This is a genomic window from Zobellia sp. 1_MG-2023, from assembly GCF_030549125.1.
GTDB classification, from domain to species: domain Bacteria; phylum Bacteroidota; class Bacteroidia; order Flavobacteriales; family Flavobacteriaceae; genus Zobellia; species Zobellia russellii.
Genome location: NZ_JAUOSY010000004.1, coordinates 1 through 24,507, shown reverse-complemented (window position 1 = coordinate 24,507; position 24,507 = coordinate 1). Strand labels below are relative to the sequence as shown.

20 protein-coding genes are annotated in these 24,507 nt (G+C 39.3%); 7 read left to right on the top strand and 13 right to left on the bottom strand.

Annotated elements, in window-relative coordinates:
- Window positions 1–33: 33 nt before the first annotated feature.
- Window positions 34–1,593, bottom strand: coding sequence for a RagB/SusD family nutrient uptake outer membrane protein (locus Q4597_RS09885; RefSeq protein WP_303406076.1), 1,560 nt, complete (start codon window positions 1,591–1,593; stop codon window positions 34–36).
- A 12-nt stretch (window positions 1,594–1,605) separates the two neighbouring features.
- Entirely contained in the window at window positions 1,606–4,653 is a 3,048-nt protein-coding gene (locus tag Q4597_RS09880) for a TonB-dependent receptor (RefSeq protein ID WP_303406075.1), read from the bottom strand.
- Window positions 4,654–4,950: 297 nt separating this feature from the next.
- On the opposite strand from Q4597_RS09880, the gene Q4597_RS09875 reads away from it, so the two are divergent.
- A complete protein-coding gene (locus Q4597_RS09875; RefSeq protein ID WP_303406074.1) occupies window positions 4,951–9,048 on the top strand; it encodes a hybrid sensor histidine kinase/response regulator transcription factor in 4,098 nt (1,365 codons plus the stop codon).
- A 125-nt stretch (window positions 9,049–9,173) separates the two neighbouring features.
- A complete protein-coding gene (locus tag Q4597_RS09870) occupies window positions 9,174–10,652 on the top strand; it encodes a sulfatase (RefSeq protein ID WP_303406073.1) in 1,479 nt (492 codons plus the stop codon).
- 48 nt (window positions 10,653–10,700) lie between these two features.
- On the opposite strand, the gene upp is transcribed toward Q4597_RS09870, so the two are convergent.
- The 3 genes from upp to trxA form a co-directional block, all read right to left on the bottom strand.
- Window positions 10,701–11,354, bottom strand: coding sequence for a uracil phosphoribosyltransferase (gene upp / locus Q4597_RS09865; RefSeq protein ID WP_215439578.1), 654 nt, complete (start codon window positions 11,352–11,354; stop codon window positions 10,701–10,703).
- Between the two features lie 222 nt (window positions 11,355–11,576).
- Window positions 11,577–12,575: a DUF3365 domain-containing protein gene (locus Q4597_RS09860; protein WP_303406072.1), complete on the bottom strand. Its 999-nt coding sequence runs from the start codon at window positions 12,573–12,575 to the stop codon at window positions 11,577–11,579.
- Between the two features lie 31 nt (window positions 12,576–12,606).
- Window positions 12,607–12,906, bottom strand: coding sequence for a thioredoxin (trxA, locus tag Q4597_RS09855; protein ID WP_215439575.1), 300 nt, complete (start codon window positions 12,904–12,906; stop codon window positions 12,607–12,609).
- Window positions 12,907–13,114: 208 nt separating this feature from the next.
- Here trxA and Q4597_RS09850 point away from each other — a divergent pair, with 208 nt between their 5' ends.
- From Q4597_RS09850 to Q4597_RS09835, 4 genes are all read left to right on the top strand, one after another.
- Window positions 13,115–13,750 (top strand): hypothetical protein, encoded by a 636-nt coding sequence (locus Q4597_RS09850; protein ID WP_215914079.1) that lies wholly within the window; start codon window positions 13,115–13,117, stop codon window positions 13,748–13,750.
- Window positions 13,751–13,844: 94 nt separating this feature from the next.
- Entirely contained in the window at window positions 13,845–14,273 is a 429-nt protein-coding gene (locus tag Q4597_RS09845; RefSeq protein ID WP_303406071.1) for a DUF1801 domain-containing protein, read from the top strand.
- Window positions 14,274–14,279: 6 nt separating this feature from the next.
- Window positions 14,280–14,855, top strand: coding sequence for a YdeI family protein (locus Q4597_RS09840; protein ID WP_303406070.1), 576 nt, complete (start codon window positions 14,280–14,282; stop codon window positions 14,853–14,855).
- Between the two features lie 60 nt (window positions 14,856–14,915).
- On the top strand, window positions 14,916–16,343 hold the full coding sequence (locus Q4597_RS09835; RefSeq protein WP_303406069.1) for a DUF1593 domain-containing protein: 1,428 nt from the start codon (window positions 14,916–14,918) through the stop codon (window positions 16,341–16,343).
- Here the strand turns inward: Q4597_RS09835 and Q4597_RS09830 are convergent.
- The 7 genes from Q4597_RS09830 to Q4597_RS09800 all read right to left on the bottom strand — a co-directional run bounded on the left by Q4597_RS09830 (window position 16,324) and on the right by Q4597_RS09800 (window position 22,784).
- Window positions 16,324–17,181, bottom strand: a complete 858-nt coding sequence (locus Q4597_RS09830; protein WP_303406068.1) for a fumarylacetoacetate hydrolase family protein — start codon at window positions 17,179–17,181, stop codon at window positions 16,324–16,326. The genes Q4597_RS09835 and Q4597_RS09830 overlap by 20 nt on opposite strands.
- 53 nt (window positions 17,182–17,234) lie before the next feature.
- Window positions 17,235–18,011: an SDR family NAD(P)-dependent oxidoreductase gene (locus Q4597_RS09825; protein ID WP_303406067.1), complete on the bottom strand. Its 777-nt coding sequence runs from the start codon at window positions 18,009–18,011 to the stop codon at window positions 17,235–17,237.
- 102 nt (window positions 18,012–18,113) lie between these two features.
- Complete coding sequence (kduI, locus tag Q4597_RS09820) at window positions 18,114–18,944, bottom strand: 5-dehydro-4-deoxy-D-glucuronate isomerase (protein WP_303406066.1); 831 nt, start codon at window positions 18,942–18,944, stop codon at window positions 18,114–18,116.
- 19 nt (window positions 18,945–18,963) lie between these two features.
- A complete protein-coding gene (locus tag Q4597_RS09815) occupies window positions 18,964–20,277 on the bottom strand; it encodes a sugar porter family MFS transporter (RefSeq protein WP_303406065.1) in 1,314 nt (437 codons plus the stop codon).
- A 5-nt stretch (window positions 20,278–20,282) separates the two neighbouring features.
- Entirely contained in the window at window positions 20,283–21,491 is a 1,209-nt protein-coding gene (locus Q4597_RS09810) for a DUF4861 domain-containing protein (RefSeq protein ID WP_303406064.1), read from the bottom strand.
- 15 nt (window positions 21,492–21,506) lie between these two features.
- The gene (locus tag Q4597_RS09805; protein ID WP_303406063.1) at window positions 21,507–22,265 is read right to left on the bottom strand and encodes a DUF6250 domain-containing protein; all 759 of its coding nucleotides are present in this window, start codon (window positions 22,263–22,265) and stop codon (window positions 21,507–21,509) included.
- A 99-nt stretch (window positions 22,266–22,364) separates the two neighbouring features.
- The gene (locus Q4597_RS09800) at window positions 22,365–22,784 is read right to left on the bottom strand and encodes a hypothetical protein (RefSeq protein WP_303406062.1); all 420 of its coding nucleotides are present in this window, start codon (window positions 22,782–22,784) and stop codon (window positions 22,365–22,367) included.
- 154 nt (window positions 22,785–22,938) lie between these two features.
- On the opposite strand from Q4597_RS09800, the gene Q4597_RS09795 reads away from it, so the two are divergent.
- Window positions 22,939–23,850 carry an exopolyphosphatase gene (locus Q4597_RS09795; RefSeq protein ID WP_215439517.1) on the top strand — a complete coding sequence of 304 codons (912 nt, stop codon included), beginning with the start codon at window positions 22,939–22,941 and terminating at the stop codon, window positions 23,848–23,850.
- A gap of 21 nt (window positions 23,851–23,871) precedes the next feature.
- On the opposite strand, the gene Q4597_RS09790 is transcribed toward Q4597_RS09795, so the two are convergent.
- On the bottom strand, window positions 23,872–24,507 hold a 636-nt coding region (locus Q4597_RS09790; protein ID WP_303406061.1), incomplete at its 5' end, for a substrate-binding domain-containing protein.

Sequence of the window (24,507 nt, the reverse complement as noted above, 5' to 3'; positions counted from 1 at the left end):
ATTTAATACTTCGTGACATTTGCATTCAATTAATTATCGGTACCCATTGTTTGTAGGGTCTGATTCTAATAGGTTTGGATTAAGCTCCAACTGATTCTGCGGTACTGGAAGTAACACATGGTACGGCTGAATATTGGCCCCTGGATTATTCCAAGGTCTATGCTGAACAGATTGTACCGTTTCCAACAAAATACCCCATCTGATCAAGTCCATACGACGGTGACCTTCTGCACTTAGCTCAAATTTACGTTCATCATATAAAGCTTCCCTAAATTCTTCTTTGGACATGCCGCTCCATGGCTGGTCCGGTTCAAACGCTCTTTCCCTAACCTTGTTCACGTAAAAATAGGCTGCTCCTGGTCCGTTCAGCTCGTTTTCGGCTTCTGCAGCCATTAAGTAGACGTCCGCCAAACGGAAAACAATATAATTTTCCGGGTGATTACCACGCAAGGAGTTCTCCTGATCTAAATTCCAATTTTTTCGGAAGTAGGGAAAGGACAATTTCCAACCTAAGTATTCAGTTACTATAGTGGCATCATACCTTAAATCTCCCTCTTGCCAGTTCTCTCGCATAGCGAATTCCGGTAAGGGTACGGACCAACCATAACCTGTCATATCCTCGCCTTGAGCACGTAAAAGCCCTTGAAATATATCGACCTTTTTTCCAGAAACCCCGTTTACAATAGTATCGTTATTTCTTCCTGCGGGTTCATCCCTAATACGTGGGTTGTAGTCATCCGTTCTAGTAGTGGATAAGTTTCCGTCATAATCTGCCTCAAAATCTACTACAAAGATATATTCATCATTGTATTGATTGCTAGGATCAGACTGATCAAAAACATCAGAATAATTATCTAACAGTCTGTGTGCACCTCCATCAATTACAACATCGCACTCTGCTTTGGCCAGGGCCCACTCTTGATCAAAAAGATGATATTTGGCCTTTAAGGTTGCAGCTGCCCATTTACTGGCCCTTCCCAAATCATTACCGGAATACGTGCTAGGCAACAAATCAAACGCCGTAGCTAAATCTTCTTTCATAGCACTTCTTATCTCCTCCTTTGGAGTTCTTCCCAAGACCGATCTTTCAAGAACGGGTAATTGCTCTGTATAAAATGGTACGTCTCCCCACAAGTTGGTAAGATGAAAATATGCCAAAGCCCTTAAAAAAAGTAACTCCCCTAACCTGCTGTTCTTGGCATCTTCGGACAAACTTTCATTTCCTTCAATATTGGAAATAAACTCGGTTGTGTTGTTTACCACACGATACAATTGTATCCAAGTACCGTTACCATCTGCCGTTCCTTCCTGAATGAGATAGTTATGGATAGAGCCGTTAACGTCTCTATTAGCTGCTTGGATGTCCGATCCGCTGGTGTAATAATTATCTAATCCACGTTGTCTGTACACATTGTTGTCATGAAGTAATCGGTACACTCCGTTCACCGCCAATTCTGCTTCTTTATCATTTGTAAAAAAAGCATCTGGGGTAATCTCGTCCCGTAAATCTTCTTCTAGAAATTCTTCACATGAGCTTAGAGCTAAAAAGCCCACAAGCAGCATCAAAAATTTATTTGCTATTTTAGTTTTCATATCCTTATTTTTTTAAAATTCTACTTTTAGACCTAGTGATATTGTTTTTGCATAAGGATACTGCCCTGATGCGAAACCTTGGGATACAGAACCAAGGCCACTCCCGTCCGTAAAATTATTTACCTCGGGATCACCTAAACTAAAGTCTGTAAAAAGTAGGAGATTGGTTCCTGTAACATATAAGTTCAAAGAACTGAATACCTCACTAAGTGCACCCGATTCTAAAGGAACATTGTAGTTTAAAGACAGGGTCTTTAGCCTTATGTAAGAACCGTCTTCAATATTTAAACTGCTATTTGGGTTGAAAAGACTATTAGAAGGACCCGCTCTTGGAATATCAGAAGTTTCGTTTGACCCTGCCATCCAACGATCTAAAACTATTGGATCTACGTTTTGTTCGCCTCTACCAAAATAGGCCGTTTGTGTTCTTATGTTGAAGATTTCTGCACCATAACTCCCGTGAAAAAATACATCTAACGTAAGATCCTTATAAGTAAAGGTATTTCTAAACCCACCATAAAATTCAGGAATAGGACTACCCAATACTACAAAATCCTCATCGTTAATATTAGAATCACCATTTAAATCTTCGTACCTAGGACCTCCGATAAACGATCTCCCTTCCCTACCATCTGCAATAATTTCATCAGCAGATTTGTAGGTTCCCAAGTATTTTGCACCAACAAAAGTTGGTAATGCTTCGCCAACAATCAATCGTGCCGAATTACCTCCCTGGTTCCCTGTTGACTGTAATGAAATATACTCCTGACCATCCAGCTCCAATATTTCACTTTTGTTGGAAGAGATGCTTAGATTGGATTCCCACTGGAAATTTTCATTTTCTACATTAACCGTATTTAAACCAAATTCAAAACCACTGTTCCTTACAGAACCCAAGTTTTGTAATTGAGTGGTACTATTTGCACCAACCTGTCCTGATAATGCCACAGCTAACAAAAGATCATCTGTTGTCTTGTTGTAATAATCGGCCTCAAAAGATATTCGGTGGTTAAAGAAACCTAATTCCAGACCCAAATCCAGCTGCTTGGTAGTTTCCCAACTTAATCCGCTACTAGGAACATCGCCTACTACCACGCCGTTGATCAATGAACCATTAAAGACCGTTGTTGTGTTGGAATAGGTAGCCAATGAATTATAAGCTGCTACACCTTGCTCTCCGACAATACCGTAACTACCTCTAAGTTTAAAGCGATCTATAACATTGGAATCTGCCATAAACTCTTCTTCATCTACGTTCCAAGCAGCCCCTATGGAAGGAAAAAACGCATACTTATTGCCCGTCTCAAATACCGAAGACCCATCATACCTGCCCACCAGAGTAAGCAAATATTTACTCTTGTATCCATAATTTACACGACCCAAAAATGAGCTTAAGGTACGTTGTCCATAACCAGAACCTACTACAGCGGTTGAGGCATCACCCAATGCCAAATTATTGAAGAGTACTACATCATTTGGAAATTGATCCGCCTCAGTGCGAACACTTTCATTGTTATCTTTCTGCCAAGTAAAACCACCTAATAACTTTATAGAATGATTATCAAGGTCTAAATTGTAGTTAAGTGTATTCTCATTTAGTATACTTTTTGTAAAATTGGTATTAATTCTACCAAAGCCACCATTAACTCGTTCCGGTAAAATTCCGGGTAAATAGTTATTTTCTTTTACATAATTTAACTGGGCACCAAAAGTAGATTTGAAAGAAAGGTTTTTGGCCAGTTCATATTCTACATAAGCATTGGTTATTACCTGTGTAACCAAGTCATGGTCTACCCGTAATTGGATATCTGCTTCTGGGTTACGTTCCAGTCCCGCGCTAATAGGGTTCTCAAAAGAAAAGCTCCCATCTTCCAAATAAACCGGACGTGTTGGTAATACATTGGACACAATATCCGAATAATTGACCTTATTATTTTCTACTTTGTAGTGGGTAATATTAGCTCTTATACCCGTCTTGAACCGGTCTGAAACCCTAACATCAAGATTGGTCCTAAAGTTTACCCTTTCCAAACCAGAACCTCTTAAAACCCCTTTTTGGTTGAAGTAGTTTCCTGAAATAAAGTAATTGGCATTTTCAGAGTTTCCCGTTACAGAAACATCTGTATTGGAAATGGTACCAGTTTGTTCAACAAGATCTAACCAGTCCGTTGTGGCCGTTGTCTCAGGATTCAATACCAATGGTAAAGAAGTATCCGTAAACCCAAAACCATCTGCTCCCGGCGTAAATTGGTAAGACTCGTTTTTGTAATCAACAAATCCTTGGCCGCCTAAAATATTGATACGGTTGGCCGTTTCCTGAATACTTTGGTAATGGTTAATAGCTACGACCGGCTTACCGGGCGACATCCCTTTTCCATTTTTTGTTGTGATGAGAATAACACCGGAAGCTCCCCTTGTTCCGTAGATGGAAAGCGCCGTGGCATCTTTAAGAATTTCAATGGATGCAATATCGTTTACGTTAATGGTGTTCAAGTTAAATCCGGTTCCTGCAATAAAACCGTCAATAACATATAAAGGATCGTTATTTCCGTTTATGGAACTATTACCTCTAATACGAATGGTGGAACCTGAACCTGGAGTACCGTTATTGGAGGTTACTTCTACCCCTGTAGCTCGCCCCTGCAATGCCTGGTCTACCCTTGCTACCGGTTGGTTTTCCAAAACATCGGATTTAACCGATGATACGGAAGACACCAAATCTTTCTTAGTAGATGTACCGTAACCAATTACGACCACTTCGTCCAGAAGGGCCACATCTTCCTGCAGTACAACATTAATAGTAGTGTCATTTCCTACCAAAACACTTTTGGTAACAAACCCCAAATAGCTAAATTCTAAAGTAGCACCCTCGGATGCCTTTATAGAATAGTTCCCGTCAAAATCCGCAACGGTTCCTACCGTGCTTCCCTGAACCAATACATTAACACCGGGAAGAGGTTGGCCAGACTCATCCGTAATGGTTCCTGTTAAATTTTGCTGCGCCTGAAGCGATACCAGACTGAAAAACAGCAGTAGCAATAACATTCTTTTTAAATTCATAATGGTTTATGTTAGTTATAATTAATAGCCTTAAGTTGAGTTGTTGAAGGCCTATGGTAAATATATTGCAGGGTTGGATCGTGGATATCTCATAATGGTACACTTATGTTGCATATTGCCATTTTATGGGCTTTAAGAGACCTTTTTGCAACATATATACCCTATATTTAGTACATGATTTAACCTTATTTTAACTGGTCAGCATTAAAACAAGGGTAACACTCCCTAGAAATACTTTTAAAAAACACCTTAAATCAAAATGTAAACCTTCGTAACCACACCAACCGATTACTTTTTATGAAGCAAATCCTCCCCCTTTTTCTTTTTGTTTGTTACTGGATAACTGGCAGTGCGCAAAATGCACAGGCCTATTTTCATGCCCTACATATAGATGATAGCCGTTTTAACAAAAAAACGAATGTGGCATATGAAGACCACTTGGGGTATTTATGGTTGGGGACGGATAGCGGCCTCTACAGATATGACGGACATGCATTGGTAGAGAACCAATATGACGTGTTTGATGAGACATCTATTCCCAATAATAGCATTAATTCTATTATAGAAGACAGTTACGGGAATCTGTGGATAGGAAGTGAGAGCTATTTAATATGGTACCATAGAAAAACCAATAGTTTTAAGGGGTTCTACAAGAACAATACTACCGTAATCTTAGGAAAATCAGAAGATGGTACAGTCTGGGCCAATTTGCGAAATACAGGCATTGTTAGAATTACCCCTAAGGAGTCACTTCCTGAGATTACATTCCATACACAGCTCAACTATCAACAAAAGAATAGTATTTGGACCGGAAATAAGGCTGTAAGTGACTTCTATGAAGACATTTTTGGTAGAAGTTGGTTTGCTACGCCCAAAGGGATATTGGCATTGAATAAGAAAGAGCAACTTATAGATACGGAATTCTTTAAGAACACCTCGCATCTTATACCCGCAGAAAACAACACCTTTTTGGCAACTACCGATGAAGGCATGTTTCTTTTGGAATACAGAAAAGAACAATTTGAAATCAAGATTTTAGAAAAAATTGATGGTTTCAAAGAGACTCCAAAACCAATGGAATTCACTTCTTTCTCAAAAGACCAAGAATCCGGCACCTTATGGGTGAGTACTCAATCTGGCTTATACAAGGGAAAAAAAGTGAATAACTCTTATGTTTTTAATTATGTAGAAGAAGAGCTGCAAACGAACACCAATCCCTACGAAAACCGCATTAATTCTACCATTATAGATAAGTACAACAATCTATGGGTTACCACCAATAAAGGTATAAAGAAACATATTGACAGAAATTCGATTTTTGGCTACACAACCCTTGGTAAAGACTTGAGCAACCGTTTTACACAAGACCTATTAATGTTAGGTAACAATCAATTATTAGTGACATTGGACAGGGACGGACTGTACAATTTTGACCTTAAGAACCATACCAGAAAATTATTGGCACCTGCCGACCAAGATTATAGTGTCATTAAAAAAGATTTTTTCCAGAAAGAAATACTATACGGCACCGGTAACCACCTTTTACTTTCCAAAAATTATAGTTCAAACCCTGATAAGGTACAATTTGACACTTTAAAAAAATACCACTACAACGTACGCGATGTTGTTGCCTTAAACCCAACCGAAATATGGGTAGGACTTTGGGGTGGTGGCATTCACATTATTACCCCCGATACCACAGTTAATACCTTTAAAAAGAAAGTAGTTTCAGCCCTTTTTGGAAAAAATGTATCCGTCATGCATTTAGATCAAAGTCAAAATTTATGGATAGGAACACGTGGCGATGGTTTGTTTAAGGTGAATCTAATTGATGAGGAAATCAAAACATTCAATCCTTCTTTTGAGAACGGCCTAAGCTCAAACGCCATTCTATGCCTGCTTGAGGACAAAGAAGGGAATATGTGGATTGGTACCAGAGGTGGAGGTTTAAATTTTTACGACAGCAAATACGGGAGCATTACCAGCTATGGGAAATCTGAAGGTTTGGTATCTACTACTGTTGCGAGCGTTGCAAAAGATAAATCCCAAAACTTATGGTTGAGTACAAGAGATGGTATTTCCAGATTTGATATCACGGAAAAAAAATTTGTGAATTTTGGAATTGAAGATGGTGTAACCGAGAGTCACTTTACCTTCAACTCTCAAGCCGTAGCCAATAATGGAAAAATATATTTTGGGTGCCCTGGTGGTTTCTTCTCCGTTACCCCCAACAACTACAAGAAAGCTTCATTGGTTCCGAATACCATCATAACCAGTTATACCATTTTTGGAGACTTAGACAAATCCAATAGTTCAACTAACGAAAGTCATTCCAATAAGTACTTGAATACAGCGGACAGCCTTAGTTTGGAGCACAACAAAAATAATATTGCTTTTGAATTTTCTACATTGGATTTTACCGCTCCCAATAAAAACCAGTTCGCATATATGCTAGAAGGTATAAATGATTTTTGGCATTACACCAAAGCCTCTAACCGTAATGCCAACTACAATGACCTGCCTCCGGGAGATTATGTGTTCAAAGTAAAAAGTTCTAATAGTGACGGGGTTTGGAACGATAATCCTGCCACGTTTAATTTTACAATTAAACCTCCCTATTGGAAAAGTAATCTAGCTTATGTCATCTATTTTCTACTTCTAATTACTTCTATCTACACTACTTGGCTCGTTATAAAAAGATGGTACAAACTAAAGAAAAAACTAGTTGCAGAAACGGTAAGTAGAGAAAAGGACAATGAGATGAACCGAATGAAAATGGTGTTCTTCACGGATATATCCCATGAATTGCGTACACCACTTGCCCTAATTCTTGGTACCATAGAAAAAGTGGTTAAAGACAAAAAATTCACCCTAAGCCCCATTACCTCCCAGCGGATATACAATAACACCCTTAGAATGCATCGGCTGATCAATCAGCTAATGGATATTAGAAAGTTTGATGAAGGCAAATTGAAATTACATATCTCTAAAAACAATATTGTCAAGGATATTGAAATCATAAAGAATGCATTCAATGATTTTGCTAAAATCTACAATATAGACTATCAGTTTAGCACCCAAGAGAAGGAAATCATAGGTTGGTATGATGTAGATATTCTAGAGAAAATTCTTTTTAACCTCCTTTCCAATGCCTTTAAGTACACCCCTAAGGATGGTGATATCAAAGTTACCCTAAAACAGGTTTCCATTAAGGAAAAGCGTAATTTCAGAAAAAAAATACGCACAGGAGATTACATAAAATGTAGCGTTAGGGACAATGGTATAGGTATTCCCCAAAAAGATATTGCCCAAATTTTTGACCGCTACTACCAAGCTACAAAAAAATACAGTAACCAAATTCCCGGTACCGGTATTGGAATGGAATTGGTACAAAAACTAACGGAACGTCATTATGGTACGATTGAGGTGGAAAGCGAAGAAAACGTTTTTACGGAATTCACGTTCTACCTGCCTATAAACAAAAACAGATATCATAAAAAAGAGCGTATCAACAGGGGTACACCACTTACCAAAAATTTTATAAAAAACTCCGAATTTCAGGTAATTGAAGAAGTTTCTACACAATTGGAAACGAAACCAAAAGAAACGACCGACAAAAAACCTAAAGTGTTACTCGTAGAAGACAATCATGATTTGCGTTCAATGGTGAGAGATGAGCTAAAACAAGATTTTAATATCATTGAAGCTTGCAATGGTCAGGAAGGGTATGCCACCTGTTTATCGGAAAAACCCGATTTAATTATTTGCGATATCCTTATGCCGATAGAAGATGGTATTTCTATGTTAGGTAAGTTAAAAAACAATCCGGATACCAAAACCATTCCTATTTTTATGCTTACCGCTAAAAACTCCGAAGAATCTAAAATAGAGTGCCTTAGTTTAGGGGCAGATGATTACATTGAAAAGCCTTTTAGTCTGGAATTCGTAAAGTGGAAGGTAAAAAACACATTCAGTTCACGCGAAGACCTTAAGGACAAATACAGTAGAATTATAACGCCTGAGCCGTCAGAATTAAAGGTTGATTCCAATGACGAAAAGTTTATTCGTAGACTCATAGAAATTATTGAGGAATTTATAGATGATAGTTCTTTAAACGTAGAATTCTTAGCATCAGAAGTGGGCATGAGCCGGGCCAACCTCTATCGCAAACTCCAAGTTATCAATAATGACACTCCAGTTAACTTCATTAGACAGATTCGTCTAAAACGTGCCGCACAGTTATTGAAAAACAATAAAATGTATATCTCGGAAGTCGCCTATATGACCGGCTTCAATAATCAAAAATACTTTAGCAAATGTTTTAGCAAAGCATACGGAGTGAGCCCTACAGAGTATAGCAAGCTACATTTTCAAGAGACAAACACGAATGTTTGAGTAGACAAATATCAAATACTTAACTTTTATTAAAAACTGCACATTTGTATACCTTTCTTGGACTATTGCACCCCTTGCCCCCGTAGATGAGATGTATATTTACGGCTATGATTTACTACAACAAGATGTGTAAGATAGCATACAACGCCATACACTTAACCAAAAAAGGAAAGATGATTAGCCGTACTATAAAAATTTTGTTCATATCCCTTCTACACTTGGCCATACTGCAATGTAAACCGGCCAAAACAAAACTCCAAGATGCTAAAAAACCCAATATTGTTATAATCAATATAGACGACCTTGGTTATAAGGATCTAGGATTTATGGGAAGTGAATATTACGAAACCCCAAATTTAGATGCATTTGCGAAAGAAGGTATGGTTTTTTATAATGCCTATGCAGGCGCGGCCAATTGTGCTCCAAGTAGGGCATGTCTCATTTCAGGTCTAAACACGCCTAGACATGGTGTTTATACCGTAAGTCCATCTGATCGTGGTGATATAAAAACAAGAAAACTGATTCCAATTAAAAATACGGCCCATCTTAAAGATACTATTTTCACCTTGCCCCAAATGCTTAAATCTGCGGGCTATACCACCGCTAGTTTTGGCAAATGGCATATTGGAAAAGACCCTAACAAGCAAGGGATTGATTATAACATAGGTGGAAGTGAAAAAGGTCATCCAGGCAATGGCGGATACTTTTCTCCTTACAAAATAGATCATATTACGAACGGCAAAAAAGGAGAATACCTTACCGATAGATTAACGGACGAGGCCATACATTATATCAACAAAAATAAAGACACCACATTTTTCATATACATGCCTTACTATACCGTTCACACTCCCATTATGGGAAAAGAGGACCTAGTCGCTAAATTTAAATCGAAAAAAGGGCAAAACGGACAAAATAGACCCGATTACGCGGCAATGGTCTATGCTATGGACCAAAATGTGGGCAGACTTCTAAATACCCTAGAGCAAAATGGGCTGGAAGAAAATACGCTAGTCATTTTCACCTCGGATAATGGTGGGATACGGTCTATTTCAGAACAAAACCCATTACGCGCAGGTAAAGGCTCTTATTACGAAGGTGGTATTCGCGTTCCTTTGGTTATAAAGTGGCCCGGAAAAATTAGGCCAAATTCCACATCAACCGCAACGGTGAGCAATTTAGATTTCTACCCTACACTACAACATATTACAAATCCTAAAGAGAAGGCCAATTTACTTGATGGTATAAACCTTGAACCTATCTTATACGGAGAACAGCCGGTTGCACGAAATCTCTATTTTCATTTCCCCATCTATCTTCAAAAATATAACCAACTAAATGATCAAGGCAGAGACCCTCTTTTTAGAACACGACCAGGTTCTGTAATTATTTCTGGGGAATGGAAACTGCATGAATATTTTGAGGACGGTGCACTTGAGCTCTACAACTTAAACACGGATATTGGTGAAAAAAATAATCTGGCAAAACAAAACCCCGCTAAGACCAAAGAACTATACGAACAATTAAACAGATGGCGCAAACAAACAAAAGCGCCAATACCTACTACAGTAAATGAAGCATATGACCGTAATGCAAACCATTAGGAGTTTAAAAATTGGAACTTAGATGTATTCTTACGGGTTATGGCAGCCCTAAAGCTTAGCCCCATAGGCCAAATCGCCCGCATCACCTATTCCAGGAATAATATAACCACGTGCATTCAATTCCGGGTCTATAGCCGAAATCCACAATTGGGTGTTTTCAGGGAACACCTTTTGCACATGGTCTACCCCTTCTTTTGCCCCAATAACAGAAACAATATGTATCTGCGCCGGTGTACCATGATTTTTAAGTGCTTTTAGCACATTTTCCAAAGTTCTGCCCGTTGCCAACATAGGATCGGCAAGTACCAACACTTTACCTTCTAAAGAAGGTGCCGCAAAATAGTTCACGATTACCTCAAACTCATCTTGGTCTCCTTCATGGTGTCTATATGCCGATATAAAGGCATTCTCAGCCCCATCAAAGTAATTCAACATTCCTTGGTGTAATGGTAATCCCGCGCGTAAAATAGAGCATAGAACCAATTGGTCTGTGGGCAATTGCATTTCTTTCGCGCCCAATGGGGTGATAACATTACTTTTATTAAAGTGCAAGGATTTACTCATTTCATAGCTGAGTATCTCCCCTATACGTTCAATATTCCGTCTAAAACGCATAGTATCCTTTTGCAAGTCCACATCCCTTATTTCTGAAATAAACTTGTTCATGAGCGAATTGTGTTCACCAAGATTATGGACTGTCATACTTTGTGTTTTATTGATATTGAGAAATCTATTTTAACAAAGGTATCCTACTTTTTTAATAATCTCAAAAAGTAGGATTAAATCGTCCTAGAAGAATTTAAACCAAATAAAAAAGGGCATTGCCATGCAACACCCTTTTTCCAACCATCTAATTAATACTTGCTAAAAACCTTTATCGATTCCCCAATTCAACTCAGGTATTATTTAGCTAAATAGATATTGTTATTTGTCCGTATAAAACTCTATACTCCACATGCCCCTTACTTGATTTACATCATAGCCAAGTGCCATATCATTAGGATACAATTTGTTCAATGCTGTCATAGTCTCTGGCATTACTTGCGTATTAGGTGTTCCATGACATTGTAAGCAAAGTGCATTGGTTACAATTGGGTAATAAAAAGACACCTCTCCATCTTCTGTCTCAACAACAGGCGAAATTTCATCACCAGATGGCAAAACTTCTTTAAACCAGTTTATATATTCCAATTCCTTTGGAGTAGCTTTATTTTTAGGATTTCTTAGTTTGTCCGAAACTCTATTAATAGCAGCATTTTTCATCAATGAAACGCTATCCGTAATTTGTATAGCCTTAAGATTACAAAACCCAATGGCCCCGACAGTTCCTTTTTCCTGAATAGCTTTTGTAAGGCTTTGACCTAGTGCTTTTTTAGCTTCTTTTGCATAGGCCATGCCTATGGATCCATACACTTTTTCCGGTCCTGGGTTTTCATAACAATTACAATCCTCTAAATCTGCTCCTGCCTTGTGCGAAGATTTAAAATGTTCATCAAATCCTTCTGGTCGTTCCAATTCATTGTTGTAAATGTAATCTGCTATCTGCGTCAAAGCATCCTCACGATTGGGCAAATATGGCATAGGCCCAAACTCTTTGTGTGCGGCAGGTATCTTGGTTTCTGTCTCGGGATCATTTATCCACTTAATCAGAGCTTCCGTAAATTCCTGTTGAGAAACGGTAGAATCTATATAATATCTTTTAATTGCTTCCATGGGAGGTGCAAATCTCTCCGCCACTTTTGCTTTTGGATCATGACATAGGTAACATTCCCGCTCCATAATTACCTTCCCTGGATGCGATTCTTGAGTTTTAGCACTCTGCGTTTCATCAATATTTTGCGCAGATTCAATTTTAACCTTCTTCGTTTCATTACAACCTGTAAAGAAAATAATGATCAATAGAAAAATGGAGTACTTTTTCATTTTTGGTTGAATTAGATAAAATTAAATCGCATTAAGAATTCGACTTTACAATTTGTACAATGTCATTTTTTTGCAAAACACCTGATTGCCTCCATACTTGCTTTCCGTTCTTAAACAAAATCATTGTGGGTACGCCCCGAACATTATATGTGCCTGCTAGCGGTTGGTTCTTATCTACATCAATCTTTACTATCTTAACATCTTCTCCCAGCTCATCCTTGACCTGTTTTAAAATTGGCGCCAACATTTTACAAGGGCCGCACCAATCAGCAAAAAAATCTACTAATACCGGAGTGTCCGAATCTATTATATTTTTGAAACTGCTTTTCATCTTTTTTAATTTCGATTCATAAAATTACTTAAATAACACCTCAATTTAACTGACTTTTATCATAGTTTACATAATTTAAACCTGTTACATTTACCCGATTACAAAAAGTGAACGAGGACATAATCTTAGTCGGTTTTAAATAGATTACTTTACGCTTAACACCTTTAAAAAACAACCTCTAACTATCCTTTAAAAGTTGTAGATAAACATGAAAAAAATAGCCCCATTATTGTTGCTACTATGTCTTGGTTGTTCCTCTGCTAGTTTGGTGGAAAATTGGAAAAATCCGGATATTGTTCTGTTCGATGCTCAGAAAGTACTTATTGTAGGTATGACCCAAAACCAAAATGCAAGAGAAAGTTTTGAGGCCAAATTACAAAAGGAATTTACCAAAAGAAATGTTGAGGCCATGCAGAGCTTGGATGTCTTTGATGTTTCTTTTACCAACTCCAAAAAATCCGAAAAGGAACTTGATGCCGTAGAGCAAAGTCTTTTGGATAAAGATTTTGATGCCATACTATTTACCAAAATCACCGGTTCCGAAAATCGGGAAAGTTTTTTGAGTGCTATTTCAAAATTGGATAACTACAAGGGTAGATTTAACGATGATTATCTAGAAAATCAAGATATATTCTATGACGATAATTACTACGATGATTTTAATATTTACCATGCCGAGACTACCCTCTACTGTATTTGTGAAGGCAAGGACCGATCTATGATTTGGCGAGGAAGTATTGATATCTCCGACCCAAAGAATATTGAAAAAGCCGTGGACGACTATATTCAATTGGTCGTTACTGCAATGGAAGAGCAAGATTTAATTTTTAGGAAAGACGAATAGACCACAACGGTTTAATCTCCTCTCTATATCTATCACTTGGCATTGCCAAAACGGATTCTATTGGTTACATTTATCTACGTAACCAACTCTATCCATGCAAGACTTACAGTTAGATATCAATCCAAAAGTGGAATCTGTATTCGCTAATTATCCGGATTATGTGCGCCCTCAGATGATAGCTTTACGAAAACTGGTCATAGACACCGCCAAAGCAACGGAAGGTATAGCCCAATTAGAGGAAACCCTAAAATGGAGAGAACCCAGTTACCTGACCAAAATAGGCAGCACCCTTCGCATAGATTGGAAAGCCAAATCCCCAGACCAATATGCGCTCTATTTTAAATGCACCAGTAGATTGATAGAAACCTTTAAGACCGTATTTAAAGACACTTTTGAGTATGAAGGGAAGAGAGCTATAGTTTTTAAACTGAATAGTGAACTTCCCACAGAAGAACTTACTTACTGCATTAAATCTGCCTTAACCTATCATAAAGTAAAACATTTGCCTACCCTTGGTATTTAATGAGGTATGGAAGAAACCGAAATCTATTGCCCAGCAAACCAACAGGAATGGCGGAAATGGTTAGAAAAAAACCATCAGCAAAAAAACTCCGTTTGGTTGGTTATCCACAAAAGGAATACAGCAAATACCAATCTATCCTGGAGCCAAGCTGTAGACCATGCTCTCTGTTATGGTTGGATAGATAGCACAAAACGAACTATTGATGCAGAGCGGTACAAACAATACTTTTGCAAGCGAAAAGCCGTAAGCAACTGGTCTAAAATCAATAAAGAGAAAGTAACATCGCTCACCAAAAAAGGTCTTATGACCCAAGCTGGCCACAAAAGTATAGCTATAGCAAAAGCCAATGGTTCATGGACTATATTGGACACTGTGGAAGCCTTGGAAATACCAGCTGACCTCGCCGAAGAATTAAAAAAAAGAAAAGGTGCTACAGAATTCTTTATTGCACAAAGCAAGTCCGGAAAAAAACAGCTTCTATATTGGGTAATTTCCGCCAAAAGAAAAGAGACCCGGCAAAAACGTATTCAAAAAATCGCGGAGAACGCCGGTAAAAACCAAAAACCAAAGCAATTCTTGTAAAAGAAAAATTGCTACTTTTAAAAGCTTAGTGATTTTCCCCTACCACCAAAATTCACCATTATGAAAAAACTTTTTTTTCTACTTTTATTTACGCTGAACTTTAGTGTTCTTATAGCACAAGAAACTTCTAAAAAGAGCAGGGTAATCATTCTTACGGATATTGAGGCTGACCCGGATGACACACAATCATTGGTACGTTTACTCCTGTACGCCAACGAAATAGATATAAAAGGTATAGTAGCCACTACTTCTTGTTGGCTTAAAAATTCCGTACACCCGGAATCAATAAACAAAGTGCTTTCCGCTTATGCAGAAGTGCAGCCCAACCTTAAATTGCATCATCCGGATTTCCCAGAACCGGAAGATTTATTTCCATTGGTAAAATCCGGTCTACCTGTTTATGGGATGTTGGGTGTTGGAAAGGATAAAGACTCCGAAGGTTCTGATTGGATCATTAAAACACTTGAAGAGAAAGATGAGCGCCCTTTGTGGATTTCCGTTTGGGGAGGTGCCAATACCTTGGCTCAAGCTTTGTTCAAAATAAAGAACACCAAAACCAAGGAAGAACAAAAACGACTCATTTCCAAATTACGGGTCTATACCATTTCCGACCAAGATGATAGCGGCATTTGGATCAGGGATAAATTTCAAGACCTCTTTTATATCGTAAGCCCAGGTGACGATTATGGTACAGCCACTTGGAATGGTATAAATAGTTTTATTAAGGGTATTGACAATACCGAAATCAGTAACTCTTGGATTTCTGAAAACATACAACAAGGACATGGTCCGCTTGGTGCCTTATACCCTGATGTTGCATGGGGAGTTGAAGGTGACACCCCAGCTTTCTTATCTCTTATCCCTAACGGATTAAATGCCCCTGAACATCCTAATTGGGGTGGTTGGGGCGGTAGGTATGAATTTCTAAGACCTACTTTTTCCGGTCGGAAGAAAGGGAATTCCGGTGTACCCTTTGAAGTTGAAACTAGGGCAATCTGGACCAATACAGAAGATAGTTTTTCTCCTTATCTAGCAAAAGATTATGGTAGAAATGTAGAATTAGACACCACAGTTTTTAAAGGTGATAAAGTATCTCTATGGCGATGGAGAGATGATTTTCAAAATGATTTCGCAGCCCGAATGGATTGGTGCACCCTACCATTTTCCGAAGCCAATCACGCTCCGGTAATCGCTTTAAAACATGCTGACAGAATTACAGTGAAATCGGGAAAAGGCATAACACTTGATGCCTTTGATTCTACTGACCCGGATGGAGATAGCCTAAGCTTTCTTTGGTTTGATTACCCAGAGGCGGGCACGTATAAAAAACCAATAAAAATAGGAGGAACCGAAAATGCCCATTTAGTTTCCTTTGCTGCCCCAAAGGTAGAAAAAGAAATGACCGTTCATATGATTTTAAAAGTAACGGATAAAGGCACACCTGCATTATCTAGTTATAAAAGGATTTTTATAACTGTAAAGCCCTAACCTGCTGTTTAGAGCTGCCCAGACCTTCAATTCCCAACTCTACAACATCACCTTCTTTAAGGTATTTAGGTGGATTAAAACCTAGACCTACACCTGATGGTGTTCCCGTAGAAATAATATCGCCGGGCAATAAGGTCATGTATTGACTGATATAACTTACCACTTCCTGCACATTGAAAATAAAATCGGAGGTGTTGCTATCTTGAAGCGTTTCTCCGTTCAGCTTTAACCATAGATCAAGATTATTAGGATTCTTGATTTCATCGGCAGTGGCAATAAACGGACCTATAGGCGCAAAAGTATCGCACCCTTTTCCCTTGCACCATTGTCCTTCTTTCTCTATTTGGAAAGCACGTTCGCTATAGTCATTGTGCAGTACATAGCCGGCCACATGGTCCAAAGCATCCTTTTCCTCAACATAAGAGGCTTTTTTTCCGATGACAATGGCCAGTTCTACTTCCCAGTCGGTTTTTTCGCTGTTCTTCGGAATGATCACATCATCATTTGGACCAACAATAGCAGAGGTTGATTTAAAGAAAAGAACCGGTTCCTTTGGGATAGTCATTCCGCTTTCGGCAGCGTGCTTAGCATAGTTTAAGCCCACACACACAATTTTTGAGGGGCGTAACAAAGGTGAGCCTAAACGTACATTATTAGCAACCTCGGGACAGTTTTTTTCATTTTCACTCAACCAATTGCTTAGTTTTTCAATGCCATCACCTCCAAAAAAATCTTCGTTATAGTCCGATACAAATCCGGAAACATCCAAGCGTGTGCCGTTATCCAATTGAACTCCGGGTTTTTCATTCCCTATACTTCCAAATCTTATTAATTTCATATGTATGCTGATATTTTATTAGGTTTCTTTATTTATTTTCAATTGCAGTTGTACTATGAACCGTTTAGAGTAACAAACCCTCCATCTATTGGAAAATTGGTTCCCGTAATAAACGAAGCCTCTTCCGAACAAAGATACACGGCCAAATTCGCGATTTCCTCCGGTTTGCCCATACGACCAATAGGCTGGGTTTTGGAAAGCTTTTCAAAGATTTCCTTTTCCCTACCCGGATAATTTTTATTGATAAACCCGTCAACAAAAGGGGTGTGCACCCTACCCGGAGAAATACAATTACATCTAATGCCATCCTTAAGATAATCTTTGGCCACGGAATAAGTCATGGTTAATACGGCGCCCTTGGTCATGGAATAAGCAAACCTATCATTAATACCTACCGATGAAGCTATGGATGCCATGTTGATAATTACACCGTTCGTTTGCTTTAAGGAATCAATACTGGCATACATGCAATTGTATACCCCTTTGATATTAACATCGTACAAACGGTCTAAGTCTTCTTCTTTGCAGTTTTCTAAATTCCCAATATGGGCTATGCCCGCATTGTTGATTAAAATATCTACCGGACCTTTTGCCTTTATGCTTTCAAATGCACCAACTACTTCTTTCTGCACCGCTACATTACAACCGTAGGTATGGGCCTTACCTCCCATATTCTCAATTAGCATTGCAGTTTCCTTTGCATTTTCCTGGTTCATTTCCAGAATATGAAGAACTGCGCCTTGCTCTGCCAGTGCCAAGCAAATGGCCCTACCAATACCGCTACCTCCACCGGTAACCACTGCCAATTTATCTTTTAAACTAAACTTCATAAATAATCTATGCTATTGTAGTTAATTCCTTTTCCCAGTAACTCCCCTTAGGAAAGCTATATTCCGCTAGGTCCTAGCTATAGATAAAATTCTATATGTTGCCTAAAGCACCCCCTGTAAAGGCTCCCCATCCATATCCGTAAAGGCTTTGTTCTCTCCTGCCATTCCCCAGATAAACCGGTAGTTACTAGTACCTGAACCGGAATGAATAGACCACGGTGGTGAAACTACGGCTTCAAAATTTTTCACGGCAATATGGCGCGTTTCCTGTGGTTGCCCCATGTAGTGCATTACAATGTTGTCTCCGGGAATATCAAAATAAAAGTAGACTTCCATTCTACGCTCGTGGGTATGTGGTGGAAAGGTGTTCCAAACACTACCTTTTTTTAGCTCGGTATACCCCATGACCAACTGGCAACTTTGAATCCCGTCTTCATGAATGTACTGGTACAAGGTTCTTTCGTTACTAGTTTCCACTGCTCCTAGCTCTACGATATTAGCGTCTGACTGTGTCGCTTTTTTAGTTGGATACTCCTTATGTGCCGGAGCGGAATTCAAATAGAATTTAGCCGGAGCGGAACCATCCACACTTGCAAAAATTATCTCTTTTGATCCTTTACCTACGTACAATACCTCTAAGTTTCCTAACTCAAACGCTTCACCATCTACGGTTACGGTACCTTTACCTCCAACATTAATGATTCCCAATTCTCTTCGTTCCAAAAAATAACCGGCTTTCAATTCGTCATAAGTTGGTAGTGTAAGGCTCTTAGACATTGGGAAAGCCGTTCCGTACATAAAGCGATCGTAATGTGTATAGATCATTTTAATGGCATCTTCGCCCATTAGATCGGAACTATGGAACTCTTTTCTGATTCTCTGTGTGTCGTAAAATTTGGCATCATAGGGATGCACGGCATATTTAACTTCCATTCTATATTTTTTGATTTAATTATTTAGTTATTATTTTTTGAAGTTCCTCCAAAGTTTTTCCTTTGGTTTCGGGCATCATGAATATGACGAACAATAGCTGTAATACCATCATTCCGCTAAAAAAGAAAAACACAATACCAGGGTTATCAAAACTACCCATGGCTATAGGCATAAATAGGGTTATTAAAGCCGCCAACACCCAGTGTGTGGAACTTCCAAACGACTGCCCTTGTGCACGTAAATTGGTCGGGAATATTTCGGATATAAAAACCCAAATTACAGCTCCTTGCCCTATAGCATGTGAAGCTATGAAGAGGAACAGAAAAATAGGAACCATAAGACCTTCCCATTCTAAAGCGAAAGCTACACCTACCATGGTCAATGAAATAATATAACCAATAGAGCCAATGTACATGAGTACTTTACGGCCTACTTTATCAATTAAATAAAGGCCTAATAACGTAAAAACCAAGTTAGTTACACCAATACCAATACTGCTTAGCAAAGCGGTATTTTCTCCCAAACCAGCAGAACTAAATATCCGTGGGGCGTAATATAAAAATGCATTGATACCTGACAATTGATTGAAAAAAGCAATCAAAAAAGCTAACATTAAAGGGAATTTATACTTCTGGACAAACAAGGCAGATTTCTCTGATTGTTCCTCTTTTAACTGCTCAATGACGGACTCATCCAATTCGGTTCCCGCGAGTTCCAATTGAATTCTTTTTGCCCCTTCCAAATCATTTTTTTTCTCTAACAACCATCGCGGACTTTTTGGAACGCCTATCATAGCAATGGTATAGATCAAGGCAGGAAGCGCTTCTATACCAATCATCCAACGCCAAGGTTCGGACCCAAAATCTTTCAGCAAATAATTGGATACAAAAGCGATTAAAATTCCGAAAACGATATTAAATTGATACAATGCCACCAATCTACCACGGCTTTTGGCCGGTGCTATTTCGGAAACATAGGTGGGTGCGGCAACTGTTGACGCCCCTACCCCAAGACCTCCTAGAAAACGGAAAAACGAAAATAAATAAGGGTCATTTGCCAACCCTGAACCCAATGCGGAAACAAAATAGAGTATCCCAATCCAAAGAAGCGTGTTTTTTCTTCCTAATTTATCACAAGGAATGGAAGCAAAAATAGCTCCTAATACCGTACCCCATAGCGCCATAGACATGATGAACGTACCATGAAAAAGGTCTGATGTACCCCATAAAGTCTGTAATTGTTGATCGGCACCCGAAATAACCACGGTATCAAAACCGAACAAGAATCCGGCCAGGGCCACAACAAAAGACGTAAAAAGTAATTTGGTTTTCATAATGTTTATTTAGTTGGTTGTATGGTTACGGTCAAGGGATCGGCCAAAATTTGAGATTGCTTTTCCAACATGATTTCCCAGTCTTTTAAAGAACCTATTTGTCCGCTCTTATCCCAAGCAAAACCGGCATAATACGTTAGTTTTCCCTGAGGTTCAGCTATAACTAAAAGGTTACTTTGGTCTACCACGTCTGACTTATGGATAATGGCATCCTTTACGATTTTAGGGTCAATAACAATACCTTCCCCTACTTTTGAACTGTCTATGGTTTCCCAATGGCGGAACCAACCTTTCTCTTTATTTACAGCTCCTTCTCCCTTATTTTTATGCAGGGTGATACCTACCGTGTAATTTGGAACCTCTTTATCCGAAGAAAGGCTCACATCAAACTTAGAAAAATTGGAACCTAGATCAAGTGTGATTCGTTTGGTTTCTTTTACACCATACGGACTCCATGGCGCATAGTCCAATTCAAACACCGTGCGTAACGGACCCGCGGCCAATGTTCTGGATGCCGTAAAATTATTGGAAACCAAAAGGCTATCATTTTCCCAGATACCAATACCTCCTGTTCCTCTACTACTTCCAACATGATACGGGTCATAGCCTTCACCGTGATCCTTGTGGTAAGAACCCGGGTTGGTCATATGTGCCTTGTACCATTTATTTATAATAGCCTTATCCGTACGTTTTAGCCACAAATCTATTCCGCTGGAAAGTGTACTTCCAGGAACACCCGCCAATGCTTCTTTCTCCCCAGTGGGGCCGTAAGTCCTAAAAGCTACTTTATCGTTCTCCCACGTATAATCGTCCGTTCTTTCCGGAACTAGACGCGAATAGGCTATAACATTACTTTCTGCAGGAGCAGTTACACTATCTACTAGAATTACATATTCGGCCGTACCGTTAGCTGGTACATGGGCCTGAAAAAGCAATTCATCATTTGTCCCGTCCTGATCATTATCTATCCATTGGGTACGCAAGTATTCTTGATCGCCTACTTTTTTAATGCGAATATTGCTTTCCGAATTATTTTTTAAAAGAGCGGACAAGTCAGCAACGTTTGCGCCCACGACTTCACTCCTAGAAAAGTTAAGGTCATTTTTTACTTCTACGGATACCGTTTTAATTTTAGTGCCAGATTCACAGGATGCAAGCAAACAGAATACTGTTAGGTACGCAAGGTTTAAAGGGTTAGTTAAGTTGATTTTCATGTTTTTTGTTTTGTGTTACTTCGCTATTTCCTCACTCTTTAGACTAAAGATTTTAAAGTTTTCTATAGTCATATGATTGTTGACCGTTCTAAAACCGAAATGTCCTGTTGTGTAAGGGTTTTGATCGTAAAAATCTATGATACGTTCCCCATCCCTATAATATTGGATGATTCCATTGTAAGCTACAATTTTGATCTTAGTTTTCCTATTGGGTTTAATCAGATATTCCTTTTGAGTAAAATCATGTTCTGGTAACAAGGGTCTGTTACCGTCACCCGTATACCTTCTGAAACGGGTTTTGGAATTATCATGTCCGCCAACACCCATATAATACAACCGAAGGTTATCATAATTGGAAAATTTTCCTCCCCGGTTCTCTGAATTCACGAATAAATCATTAGGATGCTCCGTATCCTGTGCCATCCAAAAGCAATTGAGGTCGGATACCCGATCTTGTGGTCCCCCTTCATCAATCACATAAGCTTCGTAGGTTATCATTAATGGGCCTTCCAACTTTTTCTTTAACCAAATGGTGCAACCGGAAACATCCGTGATTTCTAGTTTTCCCTCATTTACTTGTACAGAACCTCCTGGCATTTGCTCTACCTCCCAGTTTTCCAATCCTAGTTGAAAGGAATCCAAATAGGTTAAACTTGCTTTCGCCGTAAGGGTGTCATTAATTTTAACAAACTCATCTTGTGCCATGACGGACAAACACATACCCCATACCAGCACAGCTGACAACACTACCTTAATTTTTGCTCTTCTACTCATAGTTCTTTATATCTTCTTCATTTTGTAACCTGGCCAACCTATATCTAACAGGTCAGCAAAATCTAGAGGCACAAAATAGAAAAAACAAGCTCTAATTCCTCACAATTTCTCCAGACTAACAAAATAAGCGCCCAAAGTGTCTTCTGTATCCAATGTAAACCAAGTCTGCAATTCTGCTTCTCCCTGTTCCAAATCTACCGTAAACTGTATATATTCTTGAGTTTGATCTACAGGTACGGTCTTATCAAAACCCTGTACCTTTAACCTTCTACTCTTCAAAAGGGTTTCCGGGCTTACCTCTCCTACCAAACAACCGTTTTCAACACGCCAATAATTAGGATCACCTTTCCAGCCGTTCAAAGTTCTTGCATCAAATATTTTTATAAAATCGCCTTTTTTCCCCAGAACTTCTAAAGTGGGTTCTCCATCAGCTTCCTGTTTTTTTTCTTTGCAAGATTGAAAACAGATGAGTAACATTAGGGGTATCATACATTGGGTAAGAAACTTTGGTATAGTCATACAGGCCGGATTTAAGAATCTCAAAATTAAATATAGATTTTGGGTATACCGTCCTGTTCTATACTGTCTGGAACAGTACCTAATGATGGTTTAATCAAAAATTGAATTATCTTTTCGCCTTATAATACTTTCGCTAATATTAATTTCCATTTAAATGAAACTAGCTTCAATAGACATCGGGTCCAACGCAATACGGCTTCAAGTGGTCAAAGTTTATGAAGAAGAGGACCTAGTCAGCTTCAAAAACCTACAGCTATTACGGTTTCCTTTACGGTTGGGACACGATGTGTTCTCCCAAGGGAAAATATCGGAACCAACCAAAGAGAAGTTCATCAAACTAATGCGTACCTTTAAGCACTTAATCGACTTGTACGAAGTAGAGGGTTACTATGCCGTGGCCACGTCGGCAATGCGGGAGGCCAGTAATGGTAAAGAGGTTAGCGAGCTCATTCTAGACGATGTGGGCATGAAAATCAACATCATTACGGGCAAGAAAGAGGCCAGTATCCTGAACAAGGCCATAAGACCTACCCTTAAAGACAGGAAGTACGTGCATATAGATGTGGGCGGCGGTAGTACGGAGCTAAATCTTCTGGAAAGCGGTAAACTTGTTCAAAGCAAATCCTTCAAAATAGGATCAGTGCGCCAATTGGCACCAAAGGAACGTACAGACGTTTTTGCCTCTATGAAAGAGTGGGTTCGCTCCACAAGTTTCCATAAATCAAAAAACATAGTAGGGATAGGAACCGGGGGGAATATTAACCGCCTTTACGGACTGGCCAACAAAGCTTCTAATATGGCCATATCCTTTGCTGAATTAAAAGCCCTTAGAGCCTATGTAAGTGAGTTTTCCTATGAACAGCGTATGTCTATTTTAAAAATGAATCCAGATCGGGCAGACGTTATTGTTCCTGCTTCCGAGATTTATCTAAGGGTACTTAAAGAAATGGGAAGCGACCAGATACTAGTGCCCAAAGTGGGGCTAAAGGACGGCCTCATCTACGAACTCTACGAACAGAAAACCCAAAAGAACCTGGACAGGATAGAATACCTGGGGTACCTCTAGACCCGCTTACGAACATATTTTTTATATCGAGTTCCTGTCGATGAAACGGAACGGGTTCTTGACCTTCCCCTTTTTCTTGTCCATGATCATACGGGCAGCGGTCTCCCCCATGGCCTTGAAATCCGTGGAGATACAGGTAATGCCCAACAGTTGCTTCAGCGGCGTGTCGTTATAGGAGATCACCCCTATGTCGGTCCCCAGGTCGAACTCCTGGTTGCGTATCTGGTTCACCAAACTCACCAGGTCCGATTCGCTTATGGTAATGAACAGGTCGCCCTTTTTAAGGACCATATCGTCATAGATCTCGTCCAGCACCTCAAAGTCGATCCTGTGCTCCCCGCAGAACTTGCGGAACCCGTGAAGGATCCTCTTCGGGTACGGGTAGACCGATTCCTCGGGGTAGGTAATGATCAGTTTCTCGTATTTCGATATCTTCCCCAGCCCCTCCTTCAGCGCATGGTAGATATCGTTCTCGAAATCCTGGTAGATCTCTATGTAACCGCCCTTCAGTTCGGGTACGGGGTTGTCCATTATGATCAGTTTGTCCTTGGGGATACGGTCGATCGCCTTGATCGCTTCCGGGGTATGGCTGGCATGCTTCAGCTTCTCGGTCTTGAAATGCGGCATGATCACATAGTAGTCATAGGCGTTCCTGTT

Bases quoted from the DNA above. Each gene is read 5' to 3' on its own strand.
- Q4597_RS09800 (WP_303406062.1), bottom strand. From the start codon at position 22,784: ATGACTATACCAAAGTTTCTTACCCAATGTATGATACCCCTAATGTTA.
- Q4597_RS09805 (WP_303406063.1), bottom strand. From the start codon at position 22,265: ATGAGTAGAAGAGCAAAAATTAAGGTAGTGTTGTCAGCTGTGCTGGTA.
- Q4597_RS09875 (WP_303406074.1), top strand. From the start codon at position 4,951: ATGAAGCAAATCCTCCCCCTTTTTCTTTTTGTTTGTTACTGGATAACT.
- Q4597_RS09870 (WP_303406073.1), top strand. From the start codon at position 9,174: ATGTGTAAGATAGCATACAACGCCATACACTTAACCAAAAAAGGAAAG.
- Q4597_RS09850 (WP_215914079.1), top strand. From the start codon at position 13,115: ATGAAAAAAATAGCCCCATTATTGTTGCTACTATGTCTTGGTTGTTCC.
- Q4597_RS09880 (WP_303406075.1), bottom strand. From the start codon at position 4,653: ATGAATTTAAAAAGAATGTTATTGCTACTGCTGTTTTTCAGTCTGGTA.
- Q4597_RS09810 (WP_303406064.1), bottom strand. From the start codon at position 21,491: ATGAAAATCAACTTAACTAACCCTTTAAACCTTGCGTACCTAACAGTA.
- Q4597_RS09815 (WP_303406065.1), bottom strand. From the start codon at position 20,277: ATGAAAACCAAATTACTTTTTACGTCTTTTGTTGTGGCCCTGGCCGGA.
- Q4597_RS09845 (WP_303406071.1), top strand. From the start codon at position 13,845: ATGCAAGACTTACAGTTAGATATCAATCCAAAAGTGGAATCTGTATTC.
- trxA (WP_215439575.1), bottom strand. From the start codon at position 12,906: ATGAAAAGCAGTTTCAAAAATATAATAGATTCGGACACTCCGGTATTA.
- Q4597_RS09825 (WP_303406067.1), bottom strand. From the start codon at position 18,011: ATGAAGTTTAGTTTAAAAGATAAATTGGCAGTGGTTACCGGTGGAGGT.
- Q4597_RS09830 (WP_303406068.1), bottom strand. From the start codon at position 17,181: ATGAAATTAATAAGATTTGGAAGTATAGGGAATGAAAAACCCGGAGTT.
- upp (WP_215439578.1), bottom strand. From the start codon at position 11,354: ATGACAGTCCATAATCTTGGTGAACACAATTCGCTCATGAACAAGTTT.
- Q4597_RS09795 (WP_215439517.1), top strand. From the start codon at position 22,939: ATGAAACTAGCTTCAATAGACATCGGGTCCAACGCAATACGGCTTCAA.
- kduI (WP_303406066.1), bottom strand. From the start codon at position 18,944: ATGGAAGTTAAATATGCCGTGCATCCCTATGATGCCAAATTTTACGAC.
- Q4597_RS09860 (WP_303406072.1), bottom strand. From the start codon at position 12,575: ATGAAAAAGTACTCCATTTTTCTATTGATCATTATTTTCTTTACAGGT.
- Q4597_RS09885 (WP_303406076.1), bottom strand. From the start codon at position 1,593: ATGAAAACTAAAATAGCAAATAAATTTTTGATGCTGCTTGTGGGCTTT.
- Q4597_RS09835 (WP_303406069.1), top strand. From the start codon at position 14,916: ATGAAAAAACTTTTTTTTCTACTTTTATTTACGCTGAACTTTAGTGTT.
- Q4597_RS09840 (WP_303406070.1), top strand. From the start codon at position 14,280: ATGGAAGAAACCGAAATCTATTGCCCAGCAAACCAACAGGAATGGCGG.